Raw genomic sequence first — 10,946 nt, 5'->3', positions numbered from 1 at the left:
TGTCATCTGGCATCGCGTCGTGCATGGAGGGTCGAAGGCGGCGCTGGCGTGCGAAAAATGCGCGGCGGATCGTGCACGCTTCGTCGCAAGCTTCGTGGAGTGTCGGCGAAACGATGGCTTCCTTACATGACCGTGCGATGACATCGCCGACCGACAGCCGCGCGGCCGCCCACGAAAAAGCGGCGCACGCGGCGCGCCCACTCGGTGTGGCGTGCCGCGTGCGCCGCTTGGGGCGCTGCGTCGATGAACGCGTTACGACGCCTTCGCGGGCGCGGCGGCGCTCGCTTCGGTTTTCGCCGCTGCGGGGGCTTTCGCGGTAGCGGCCTTCGTAGCCGCAGAAGCCGAAGAGGCAGGAGAGGCCGCCGACGCCGTATCGCCATCGAGCTGCTTCGTGCTCCATCCGCCGCCGATCGCCTGGATCAAGCCGACCGTGGCGTCGAGCCGCCGCGTGTCGAGTTCGAGCGACGAAATCTGCGTCGAGAGCGCGGTGGTCTGCGCCGTCACCACGTCGAGATAGCTCACCACGCCGTCACGATAGCGCGACATCGACAGCGTGAGCGTGCGTTGCGCCGCGTCGAGCGCCTCGTTCTCGCGCTGCGCCTCGTCGCCGAGGTGATGGAGCAGGGCGAGGTTGTCCTCGACTTGCTGGAACGCGTTGAGCACGACCGACTTGTAGTCCGCGCCGCTCTCCGCGAGCTTCGCACGCGCGCCGCGCACGAGCGCTTCGCGGCGGCCGCCGTCGAAGATCGTTTCCATCAGCGACGGGCCGATCGCCCACATTTCGTTGGGCGCCGACAGCCACGGATTGAACGTGTCGCTCTGATAGCCGCCGAGCAGATCGAGCGAGATGTCGGGGAAGAACGCGGCCTTGGCCACGCCGATCTCCGCATTCGCCGCGGCCACGCGCCGCTCTGCGGCGGCGATGTCCGGACGCCGTTGCAGCAGCGCCGAAGGCAGCCCGGCGGGCAGGTTCGGCAGGCGCGGACGCAGCGTGTCGGGCGCGACGTTGAACTCCGAGGCCGGCACGCCCACGAGCGTGGCGATCGCGTGCTCGTAAAGCGCGCGGCGCGCGCTCACGTCGTCGGACGAAGCCTGCGCGGCGGCGAGCTGGTTCTGCGCGCGCGACACGTCCAGGTCCGAGGCGATGCCGCCGCGATGACGGCTCTCGGTCAGCTTCAACGCGCGCTGGTAGGCGGCGATCGTGTCGTCGAGCAGCCGCGACTGCTGATCGAGTCCGAGCAGGTCGAACCACGTCGTCGCGAGCTTCGCCTGCAGGCTCAGTTGCAGCGACGCGAGATCGGCTTCGCTCGCCTCGCTGTTCGCCTGACCCGCCTTCACCTCGTTGCGCACCTTGCCCCACAGGTCGAGGTCGTAGCCGATGCTCACGCCGAGCGTGTTGGTCTCGTACACGTTCGGCTGGTCGGAGCCGCGCAGCGGACGCAGCGCCGACTGCCGGTCGCGCTGCACCTGCGCGCCGAGCCCGACGGTCGGCATCAGCGCCGAGCGGGCCTCGGACGTGAGCGCATCGGCCTCGTCGTGACGCGCGAGCGCGGCAGCGATGTTCGGATTGGCCTTCTGGACCTGCGGTTCCAACTGATCGAGGATCGGATCGTTGAACGCCTTCCACCAGCCGTCGCGCGGCATCTGGTCGGCGGGCTGCGCCGTCTGCCAGTCGCCGGCTTCCTTGAAGTGCGTGGGAATCGCGGCGGCGGGCGCGTGATACGCGGGCGCGAACGAGCACGCGCTCAGCAGCATTGCGCCCGCAAGCGCGACGAGCCGCACCTTGGTGTGCAAACCGGACGGCTTAACCATGCGCCGGCTCCGCCGCCTGCGCGGTCTGCGTGGCCTGGGTCGCGGGGGTTTTCGCGGACGCATTCGCTGCATTCGCCGCGCCCGGCGCGTTCGTGGCCGCCGTGGCCGCGAGGCGCACGACGTCGCCGTTCGCGAGCGAATCGGGCGGATTGTCGATCACGCGCTCGCCCGCCTTCAAACCGGCGATGATCTGCACGCGCGTGCCGAGATCGGTGCCGATGGTCACGTCGCGCAGCTGCACCTTGTGATCGGCGCCGGCCACCGCGACCTGCATGCCCTGCGCGCGGAAGATCAGCGCGCTCGCGGGCACGAACAGCGCGTTCGCGTCGCCGTGCATCGCGAGATGGACCTCGGTGTACTCGCCGGGGAACAGCAGCCCCTGCTTGTTGTCGACGGCGAGCTGCACGAGCATCGTGCCGGAAGCGGGCGAGATCGACTGGTCGGTGTCCACGAGCTTGGCGTCGAACTTCATGCCGGGGCGCTCGGGCACCGTGAGCGTCGCGTGCATGCCGGGCTGGATCGACGCCGCGTCGCTCTGCGGCACGCTCACGTAGACGCGCAGCGTGCTCGCGTCCGAGACCGTGAAGAGTTCGGGACCGCTGCCGCTGCCCGCGTCGATCAGCGCGCCCACGTCGGTCTTGCGCGCGGTGACCACGCCGTCGAACGGCGCCGTCAAACGCTTGAACGATTCGAGCGCTTCGAGGCGGCGCACGTTCGCCTGGTTCGCTTCCACAGTCGCTTGCTTGGCGATCAGGTCCGAAGTCTTTTCATCGGCTTCCTGCTGCGAGACCGAATCCTGCTTGAGCATTTCGGTCCAGCGCTTCGCCGTGGTGGCCGCGAGCTTTTCGTTCGCGATCGAGTTCTGCAGATCGGCGCGCGCCTGCTGCAGCTGCTGGTCGAGATCGGGCGTGTCGATCACGCCGAGCAGTTGCCCGGCCTTCACGTGCGTGCCGATATCGGCGTACCAGGCATGCAGATAGCCCGAGACGCGCGCGTAGATCGGCGCGTTGATGTAGGCCGCCAGATGGCCGGGCAGCACCAGCATCTGCGAAGCGGGGCTCGGTTCCGGCAGCACGGTGGCGACCGTGGGCACGGCCTGCGCGTCGGTCCAGGACGTGAGTTCCTGATGCGCGTGCACGCGGCTGAACAGACCGCCGGAGACGATCCCGGCGGCGACCAGCAGCGCCACGGCGGCGACGGTTTTCAGATGGCGCAGCGGTTGCGGCGAGGCGATGTCGACTTCAGTGGACATGGGATTCTCCCTCGAGGGCAAGGTGTTCCGAATGGTGGGATGCGTCGGCGATGTCGTTTTCCGTGTCGTCATCGCGCTTGTCGTTGCGGTGCACGAGGCTGAACACCACGGGCACGAAGAGCAGCGTCGCGCAGGTCGCGCAGATCAGGCCACCGATCACGGCGCGGCCGAGCGGGGCGTTCTGTTCGCCGCCGTCGCCGAGACCGAGCGCCATCGGCGCCATGCCGATGATCATCGCGAGCGCGGTCATCAGCACGGGGCGAAAGCGCGTGAAGCCCGCTTCGAGCGCGGCGCGCATGGCGTCGCCCGTGACGGCGAGGCGTTCGCGGGCGAACGACACCACCAGAATCGCGTTCGCGGTCGCCACGCCCATGCAGAGAATCGCGCCCGTGAGCGCCGGCACGGACAGCGGCGTGTGCGTGGTGAACAGCATCCAGACGATGCCCGCGAGCGCGGCGGGCAGCGCGCAGACGATCACGAACGCGTCGGCCCACGAATGGAAGTTCACGACGATCAGCAGATAGATCAGCAGCACCGCGCCTGCGAGACCGAGCAGCAGGCCCGCGAACGCGCTGTTCATGGTCTGCACCTGGCCGCGCATCGTCACGGTCGAGCCCTTGGGCACGTCCTTCACGGTGGCCTTGATCTCCTTCTGGATCTGCGCGGACACCGCGCCCAGATCGGCGCCCTGCGTGGTCGCGTAGATGTCGAACAGCGGCTCGATGTTGTAGTGCGAGACCACGGCGTCGGCGGTGCCGCGCGTGATCGTGGCGATGCCGCCGAGAATCTGCGAGCCGCCGCCCTTGCTCGTGACCGGCAGATTCTGCAGATCGGAAAGCGTGGTCATGCGGTACTGCGGCGTCTGCGCGACGATCGGATACGACACGCCGTTCTTCGGATTGAGCCAGTAGGTCGGCGATACCTGGCTCGTGCCCGAGAGGCTCGCGACCACCGAGTTCGTCACGTCCTGTTCGGTGATGCCGAGTTCGTCGGCGCGCGAACGGTCGACGGCCACGGTGAGCTGCGGATAGGTCGACGCCTGCTGGATGCGCGGATCGGCGATGCCGGGAATCTTGCTCACGCGGCGCAGCAGTTCGTTCGCGTAGTGCCGGTTCGCCGTCATGTTCGGGCCGCTGACCTGCACGTCGATCGGCGCGGGCGCACCGAAGTTCAGGATCTGGCTCACGATGTCGGCGGGCAGGAACGAGAACGACGTGCCCGGGAACAGACGCGGCAACTGCGTGCGCAGCGCCTTCACGTATTGCGCGGTCGGCGCGTGGTCCTTCGACAGCGAAATCATGATGTCGCCGTCCTGCGGCCCGATCGTGCCGCTGTTGTTGTACGTGAGGTTGATACCGCTGTTCGGCAGGCCGATGTTGTCGATGATGCTCGTGAGCTGGTCGGCGGGAATCGCCTCGCGCACGGTGTCTTCGATGTGATCGAACAGGTCGGCGGTTTCTTCCACGCGCGTGCCGATCGGCGCGCGCACGTGAATTTCGATTTCACCCGAATCGATGTTCGGGAAGAAGTTGCGGCCGAGGAAGGGCACCAGCGCGAACGACAGCATCACGATCGCGAGAAAGCCGACGATAAACGGCTTGCGATTCGTGAGCGCGAGACCGAGCACGCCGCGATAACCGGCGCGCACGCGTTCGAAGCGGCGCTCGAAACCGCGCTGGAAACGCACGAGCGGATTGCGCGACGGCGCGACGTGATCGTGCGCGCCATGCGGCGCCATCACGGCGGCGAGTTCGCCCGACGCATGGCCTTGCGACGCATGCGGCTTGAGCAGATAGCGCGCCATCATCGGCACGAAGGTGCGCGAGAGCACGAACGAGGCGATCATCGCGAAGATCACCGACTCGGCCATCGGCACGAACAGGTAGCGCGCGATGCCGTCGAGCAGCAGCATCGGCACGAACACGATGCAGATACACAGCAGCGAAACCAGCGCGGGCATGACGATCTGCGCCGCGCCGTCGAGAATCGCGCTGCGCACGTCCTTGCCTTGTTCCAGGTGCCAGTTGATGTTCTCGATCGTCACGGTCGCATCGTCGACGAGAATACCCACCGCGAGCGCGAGCCCGCCGAGCGTCATCACGTTGAGCGTTTCGCCGCAGGCTGCGAGACCCGCGATGGCCGCGAGCACGGCGAGCGGAATCGACGCCGCGATGATCAGCGTCGAGCGCCAGCTGCCGAGGAACAGCAGGATCATGGCCGAGGTGAGCGCGGCGGCGATGATGCCTTCGCGCGCCACGCCGCTCACGGCGCCCTTCACGAACACCGATTGATCCGAGAGCGGCACGAGCTTGAGGCTCGGCGGCAGCGACTGTTCGATCAGCGGCAGCTTCGCCTTCACGCCCGCGATGATGTCGAGCGTGGACGCCGAGCCGTTCTTGAGGATCGACATCAGCACCGCGCGGTGGCCGTCGACGCGCACGATATTGCCTTGCGGCGGATAGCCGTCGCGCACGTGCGCTACGTCGCGCATGTAGATCACGGCGCCGTCCACGGTCTTGATCGGCAGATTGTTGATCGCGTCGATCGTGAGCGGACTGTTGTTCAGGCGCACGTTGTACTCGAACTGACCGATCTTCTGCGTACCCGCCGGAATGATCTGGTTCTGCTGCGCGAGCGCGTTCGCCACGTCCTGCGCGGAGAGCTTGCGCGCCTGCAGCGCCTGCGGATTCAGGTCGATCTGCACTTCGCGCGTCTTGCCGCCGTACGGCGTGGGAATCGCCACGCCAGGCACGGAAAGCAGTTGCGGCCGGATGAAGTTGGTCGCGTAGTCGCCGAGCTGCTGCTCGTTGAGCGTGTTGCTCGTGAGCGCGAGTTGCAGCACCGGCACGGTGGACGCGTTGTAGTTCAGGATCTGCGGCGGCGTGGTGCCGGGCGGCATCTGCTTCAACACGGTCTGCGATACCGAGGTCACCTGCGCGGTGGCCGTGCGCACGTCCACGGTCGGCTGGAAGAAGATCTTCACGATGCCGTAGCCGCGGAACGACTGCGATTCGATGTGCGCGACGTCGTTGACGGTCGTGCCGAGCGTGCGCTCGTAGTAAGTGACGATACGGCCCGACATGTCGTCGGGTTGCAGACCGGCGTAGTTCCACACCACGCTGATCACGGGAATGCGGATATCCGGAAAGATATCGGTTGGCGTGCGTAACGCAGCGAGCGGGCCAGCGATCAGGATCAGCAGGGCCAGCACGATGAACGTGTACGGTCGGTTCAAGGCCAGCCGGACGATTTTCAGCATCAGAAGGGGCTCCGTTCAGAACATCGGCGTCGGATCCCTCGTGGCGAAAGCGGGCAAGGCTTGCCCTCCTCGGGGGAGTCCGACGCCGGTATTGTGGCGGGCGGGTTGTAACGTCCGGCAACCAGACAAATGAAACAAGTTTTAGTTATCGGCCGGTTTTTTTAAAAAAAAGGACTACGAAACGCTAAAAGGAAAATAGCCGTATGCCATGCGATCGAAAACGTCAACCGAGCAGATAACCCGAGCCGCGGATCGTGCGGATGAGCGAGGGCTCGCCGGGCGTATCGACGCGATTGCGCAGGCGGCCTACGTGCACGTCGACGAGATTGGTGCCCGGATCGAAGCGGCCGCCCCACACGCCTTCGAAGATCATCGTGCGCGTGAGCACCTGGCCCGCGTGACGCATCATGAATTCGAGCACGCGCAGTTCGGTCGGGCGCAGACGCAGGACCTTGTCGCGGCAGGTGAGCTTGCGCTTGACGAGATCGAGTTCGAGCGGACCGACGCGCAGCACGGTTTCGGTGGTCGCGGGACGCGTGCGGCGGCGCACGAGCGCTTCGACGCGCGCCGACATTTCGTCGATCGAAAAGGGCCGCGTGAGGTAGTCGTCGCAGCCGGCGCGCAGGCCCTGGATGCGTTCTTCCACGCTGGTCGTGGAGCTCATGACGAGCACGGGCGTTTCGATGCCCACGCCGCGCATGGTGGTGACGATGGTGAGGCCGTCGAGATCGGGCAGGCGTCGTTCGAGCGCGACCACGTCGTAGTCGCCGGCCATGACCATCGCGATGCCCTCGCGCCCGGAGCGGGCGACATCGACGGTGAAGCCGGTGGAGGCGAGCGTGGGGACGACGCTCGCCTCGGTGGCGGCGTCGTCTTCGATGGTGAGGATTCTGGGCATGGCTTTCCAGGCGTCGTGGCAGGGGAATCGGAGTCGGGGAGTCGCGCGCGCCGGGCCGCGCGCTCGATCGGAACGCACGCGGTGTACGCGCGAACGCGGTCGCGAAAGCGGCCGCAAATGTGGGCGCAAACGCAGGCGAAAATGCGGGCGTAAGCGGGCCGTTTGCAGATACAGGTGCAACAGCAAGCCGCGTCGCCGCGCGGCGCGCGTCAGGCTACGGCGCGCAGGGCGAGCGGCGGGGCGTGCAGGTTGCCGGCGGCGTGACCGTGCTGGGAGCGGAACTGCTCGACCGCGAAGTCGATGAAGCTGCGCACCTTCATCGTCAGATAATTGCGGCCCGAATAGACGATCGAGACGTGCTGCATGCCGCCGTTCACGTCGAAGGCGTTGAGCACCGGCAGCAGCACGCCGCGTGCGATGTCGTCGGCGACGAGCGGCAGCGGCAGCAGCGCCACGCCCATGTCGGCGAGCACGGCCGCGCGCACGGTCGCATAGCCGCTCGCCGTGAGCGGACCGTTCGTGCTGACGCGCTGCACGCCGTCGGTGTCGGCGAACTCCCAGGAGCGCGGCGCATCGGAGACCGCGAGCAGATCGTGCTGCGCGAGATCGGTGGGCGTGCGCGGCACGCCGCGGCGCGACAGATAAGCGGGCGTGGCGACCACGATTTCCTTCACGGACGTGATCTTGCGGCTCACGAGCGACGCGTTCACCTGCTGGCGGTCGGTCGCGAAGCAGACGTCGAAACCGCCTTCGATCATGTCGATATGCGTGTCGTAAGCGGTCACGTCGAAATCGACGCGCGGGTTGACGTCGCGATACGCGCTCAGCAGCGTGGTCAGCGCGCCGCTGGCGAACACCGAAGGCGCGGCGATGCGCAGCACGCCGCTCGGATCGCGCGTGGCGCGCACGAGTTCCGACTCGACTTCGTCGAGTTTGTCGATCACCGCGCGGCAGCCGTCCAGATAGAGACGGCCCGCTTCGGTCAGCGAGAGACTGCGCGTGGAGCGGTTCAACAGGCGCATGTTCAGATGCGCTTCGAGCATGCCGACGCTGCGCGTGACGGCCGCGGCGGACATGCCGAGCTGCTTGCCCGCGAGGCTGAAGCTGCTCAGATCGACGACGCGCGTGAACACGCGCATGGCTTGTAGCTGGTTCATGTGACGAGTCCGTGCCGGTAAAGGCTCAAAACGAGGCTGCGCGAATGGGTCCGTAAAACACGCCCCGAAATGGAGGGACGTGCCGGCGCCGCGCAGGCGAACGCGCTTGCCCGGTCCGCGATGCGCGGCCCGGATTCACGGGATGTGGCGGAGTACAGTGACTGCGGCGGATTGCGGCAAACGGGACGATGCACGCCCGGTGGCGCGCCGCGCACGCACTCAGTTGGGCAGCGCGTGCATGGGTATGTGCGACTCGCGCTGCGCGGCGGCTTCGTGCGCGCTCAGTGCGTCCTTGAGTCGATGCATGCTTTCGGTGGGAATCGCAAAACCCGCCCAGCCGAGGCCGGTGTGACGCAGGAACAGCACCGCGCCGTCGAACAGCGGATTGCGTTCCGTGTACCAGCACGGATCGATTTCGATCACATATTGATGCGAGCGCAAAGGCTGATCGGGCACGGCAGGGCGCATCGACGCGCGCAGCTTGCTGAGTTCCTCGATGAAGCCATCGACTTCTGCGGCGTCGAGCAGCGCGGTGTTGCCGTCGACTTTCACGCAGAGCGCCTGCTCGCCATATTCATTTACGAGTTCGACCGACATCGGCTTTTGCATGGTGCATTCCTCTCAGTCCTGAATCTGTAGAGGATTATCGGTTCCGGTACGGTTGCGGTGTTTTAAGTTGCCGCGCACCAAACATGAAAACTAATTTAGAAAGCATTAAGTTGCGCGGACTCCGCGAGCGGCGCGAACGTGACGACGGGAGGGCGCGCGACGTGAAAATCGCAGGCGCACGCGGCGTTGCATGACAGCCGTGTCATTTAACTTACCGGGTCATGCCGCGACTTATGCCCGAGTCATGCGGCGGATGGACGCGCGTGCGCGAGACGGACGGTTTTCCATCCGTTCGATGCAAGCCTTCAGAATGCGAGCGTGGCCGTGGCCATGACGGTGGACGTACTCTTCAGACGATTGGTGCTCGCGATGCTCGGCACCCAGCGCAGGCTCGCTGAAAACGGCGCCTTGCCGCCGAGCTTGGTGTCGTACGTGATGATCGGGCCGAGCGAGAAGTCGTGGCCGCGAAAGCCGTTCAGACGGTCGGCGAGCGGACCGGTGTCGTCGGCGAGCTGCTGGACCGTGCCCATCACGATGCCCACGCCCACGCCGTTCGCGAAGCGCTTGAGCGCGAGCGCGTCGAGCGTAAACAGCGCACCGTTCTGATAATCGGTGGCGTGATTGCGCGTGTAGAACTGCAGCCCGGCGACGACGTCGAATTCCAGGCCGTATTCGGGCACGATCTGCGTCCATGCGACCTGCGGCACGAAGGTCCAGTTGTTCAGGCTCGTGTTGGCGAGTGCGCTCGAATTGTACGAACCCGTGGGCGCCCAGAAGTTGAAACTCAGCGCGATATGCGAGTTTGCCGAGAAGCTGTAACCGGCTTCGATCGGCGTGAAATAGAGGTCGTAAAAGTTCGAGGCGGTTTGCGTGGTCGAATTCCCGAACCGGCCGACGCTCGCCGTTCCGGTGACTTCGGTCCACATATAGGGCACGGTGATGCCCGAGGCGAAACTCCAGCCGCCTATGCTGCCCCAGCCGCGCAGGATCGAGGCGAGCGTGAAGTTGATCTTGGCGTCGATGCCGAGCGAGGCCTTGCCGTTGAGCGGCACCGTGCGCGAGCCGGAGATCGAGCCGTCGAGATAGATGTCTTCGAGATTGACGACGTAGATGCCGGCGGGCGGCACTTCGCCCACGCCCGTGAGCACGCTGGTGCCTGCGACCGGTCTGCCGAGCGCGCTTTCCGTGGCGTGGCCGGTGCTGGCGCCGGTCAGCCCGAGTGCGACGACGGCGGCCTGACAGGCGGTGTGCCTGAAGGTGCGTTTGAGTGTGCTTTCAAGCCTGCGCGTGGCACGGCGCTGCGTATCCTGAGTAGGTTGCACTCTGATCGTCACCGTCTGTCTCCTGTTGTTTTCCCTGGATTCGATGATGCGGACCCTGCACATGCTGACCAGACATTGCGCATCAAGGTTAACATTCTTTGTCAGTATTTTCATGTTGATGTACGGCATTTCCTAACGTTCGTCAGTGTGGCGTGTCGTAAGGCATGGCAGGCCGCCGCGCGCAGGTACAATGCGCGGCCGGATCGCCGGCCGAATAATCTGGAATCCGAATGAATTGCTGCGTAACAGCATGCAGGTAACGACACGCGATTCATCGTGTGCATTTAAATATGCATTAACGATGAATTATATATACGCTCAGAAAGATCAATTGTTGACGGGCCGCGCGAACGGGTAGGCTGGGTCCACGTCATCTTCACCGGATACCCGCATGTCGCGCCCCGCGCTCCTCGCCTGGCTCAGACGTTTCAAGCCGCACCCCGCCGCGCCGTCGTGGCGCGAAGGCGTGCGGCGCGCGGCGGGCGCGCTGGTGGGCATCGCGTTCACGGGCGTCGCCACGCATCTGGTGTTCGGCGCCTCGGAGAGTCCGCTCGCGCAGCCGTGGTCGATACTCGGCGGCAACTTCGTCTCGGCGCTCGTGGGCGTGGCGTGCGCGCGCTGGATCGGAGCGCCGGTC

At 66.0% G+C, this 10,946-nt stretch carries 8 protein-coding genes; 1 reads left to right on the top strand and 7 read right to left on the bottom strand.

Annotation, left to right across the window (positions count from 1 at the left end):
- Positions 1–252 precede the first annotated feature (252 nt).
- The 7 genes from G3N97_RS32065 to G3N97_RS32035 form a co-directional block, all read right to left on the bottom strand.
- A complete protein-coding gene (locus tag G3N97_RS32065) occupies positions 253–1,812 on the bottom strand; it encodes an efflux transporter outer membrane subunit (protein ID WP_205996949.1) in 1,560 nt (519 codons plus the stop codon).
- Positions 1,805–3,064 carry an efflux RND transporter periplasmic adaptor subunit gene (locus G3N97_RS32060; protein ID WP_183040602.1) on the bottom strand — a complete coding sequence of 420 codons (1,260 nt, stop codon included), beginning with the start codon at positions 3,062–3,064 and terminating at the stop codon, positions 1,805–1,807. The genes G3N97_RS32065 and G3N97_RS32060 overlap by 8 nt, the downstream gene beginning before the upstream one ends.
- Positions 3,054–6,323 carry an efflux RND transporter permease subunit gene (locus tag G3N97_RS32055; RefSeq protein WP_205996948.1) on the bottom strand — a complete coding sequence of 1,090 codons (3,270 nt, stop codon included), beginning with the start codon at positions 6,321–6,323 and terminating at the stop codon, positions 3,054–3,056. Before G3N97_RS32055 ends, G3N97_RS32060 begins: the two co-directional genes overlap by 11 nt.
- Positions 6,324–6,546: 223 nt before the next feature.
- Complete coding sequence (locus G3N97_RS32050) at positions 6,547–7,221, bottom strand: response regulator transcription factor (protein ID WP_183040601.1); 675 nt, start codon at positions 7,219–7,221, stop codon at positions 6,547–6,549.
- Positions 7,222–7,430: 209 nt separating this feature from the next.
- Complete coding sequence (locus tag G3N97_RS32045) at positions 7,431–8,378, bottom strand: LysR family transcriptional regulator (protein ID WP_183040600.1); 948 nt, start codon at positions 8,376–8,378, stop codon at positions 7,431–7,433.
- Between the two features lie 219 nt (positions 8,379–8,597).
- A complete protein-coding gene (locus G3N97_RS32040) occupies positions 8,598–8,987 on the bottom strand; it encodes a hypothetical protein (protein ID WP_124262184.1) in 390 nt (129 codons plus the stop codon).
- 305 nt (positions 8,988–9,292) lie between these two features.
- The gene (locus G3N97_RS32035) at positions 9,293–10,201 is read right to left on the bottom strand and encodes a transporter (RefSeq protein WP_241030960.1); all 909 of its coding nucleotides are present in this window, start codon (positions 10,199–10,201) and stop codon (positions 9,293–9,295) included.
- Between the two features lie 499 nt (positions 10,202–10,700).
- On the opposite strand from G3N97_RS32035, the gene G3N97_RS32030 reads away from it, so the two are divergent.
- Positions 10,701–10,946 (top strand): HPP family protein (locus G3N97_RS32030; protein ID WP_205996946.1); only part of this gene is annotated, 246 nt, incomplete at its 3' end.

The organism is Paraburkholderia sp. Ac-20347 (assembly GCF_017104805.1).
Taxonomy (GTDB): Bacteria; Pseudomonadota; Gammaproteobacteria; order Burkholderiales; family Burkholderiaceae; genus Paraburkholderia; species Paraburkholderia tropica.
This window is presented reverse-complemented; position numbering and strand designations above follow the sequence as displayed.

Coding starts and splice junctions, on each gene's coding strand:
- G3N97_RS32060 (WP_183040602.1), bottom strand. CDS start 3,064: ATGTCCACTGAAGTCGACATCGCCTCGCCGCAACCGCTGCGCCATCTG.
- G3N97_RS32055 (WP_205996948.1), bottom strand. CDS start 6,323: ATGCTGAAAATCGTCCGGCTGGCCTTGAACCGACCGTACACGTTCATC.
- G3N97_RS32040 (WP_124262184.1), bottom strand. CDS start 8,987: ATGCAAAAGCCGATGTCGGTCGAACTCGTAAATGAATATGGCGAGCAG.
- G3N97_RS32050 (WP_183040601.1), bottom strand. CDS start 7,221: ATGCCCAGAATCCTCACCATCGAAGACGACGCCGCCACCGAGGCGAGC.
- G3N97_RS32045 (WP_183040600.1), bottom strand. CDS start 8,378: ATGAACCAGCTACAAGCCATGCGCGTGTTCACGCGCGTCGTCGATCTG.
- G3N97_RS32065 (WP_205996949.1), bottom strand. CDS start 1,812: ATGGTTAAGCCGTCCGGTTTGCACACCAAGGTGCGGCTCGTCGCGCTT.